At 50.3% G+C, this 437-nt stretch carries 1 protein-coding gene; it reads left to right on the top strand.

What is annotated here, in order from left to right; translation table 11 throughout:
• A partial coding sequence (gene surE, locus ASC50_RS04740) for a 5'/3'-nucleotidase SurE (RefSeq protein WP_304518328.1) occupies nucleotides 1-437 on the top strand: 437 nt, incomplete at both ends.

Below are 437 nucleotides of genomic sequence, written 5' to 3'. Positions count from 1 at the left end.
CTTGCGCCCCGCAAGCCTGATTTGGTGCTGTCCGGCATCAATCATGGCAGCAATGCCTCCATCTGCGTCATTTATTCCGGCACTGTCGGAGCTGCATTGGAAGGCTGCATCTGGGGCATTCCTTCTATCGGTATCTCATTGACAGACTACGAGTTATCAAGCAATTTCACAGAAGCCGCCCACTATGGCAAATTAGTGGCAGAGAAAATCCTGAAAACAGGTCTTCCGCGTGGCATCTGCCTCAACCTCAACGTGCCTAACATACACCCTGTCAAAAGGTTACAAGTCTGCACACAAACCAAAGGCTATTGGGACAAAGAATTTGAAGTGTCAAAAGATGCGTTTGGTCGCACCGTCTATTGGATGGGAGGCTACTTCGTCAACGAAGAACCGGACAACAAGCAAAGCGATGAATACGCCCTCGCCAACGGCTACGC

Source organism: Candidatus Symbiothrix dinenymphae, assembly GCF_001431085.1.
This window is presented reverse-complemented; position numbering and strand designations above follow the sequence as displayed.